Genomic DNA, 483 nt, shown 5'->3' on the forward strand with positions numbered 1-483 from the left:
TTTGTCCCGCGCCGCATGAATGGGTAACGCTCGAGCTGAACCCCGCGGTGTTCGACATCACCCGCGACGCCTTCTACGGGCTCAACCGGATGACCACGGAATCGATCTACCCCGATCTGGATGCTGCGCGCGCCGGCATGAACCGGGAACTACTGAGAATGCCGATAAGCCCTAGGACGCTCGCCGACATCGTCGATGAATCGTGGCGGCAGGCAGCAGAAGCACCCGACTATGCGGGGCTCCCCTATCGCGACTCGGAGCCCGTCACCGAAGAGGACGTGGTGATATGGGTCAAAGAGAATCCCAAGCTAGTACCGCACATCGGTGACGTGTTCGAGCCCGCCAATCCGCCTGACATCAAGACGGTGCCTATCTCGCCTCGAATCCGCCCTCGCGAAGACCCGAGTCCGCAGGTCGATCCCGAAACAGATCCACGCGTCGCGCCAAAACCTGATCCGGAAATAGACCCGAACACCGCGCGCG

The 483-nt window shown here is 61.7% G+C and carries 1 pseudogene; it reads left to right on the plus strand.

The features are described 5' to 3' along the window. Positions 1-47: 47 nt before the first annotated feature. Positions 48-483 (plus strand): annotated as a pseudogene (locus CDV44_RS27205) (hypothetical protein); the annotation flags it as partial.

It is taken from the genome of Pandoraea sp. PE-S2R-1, assembly GCF_002179865.1.
Classification (GTDB): Bacteria; Pseudomonadota; Gammaproteobacteria; order Burkholderiales; family Burkholderiaceae; genus Pandoraea.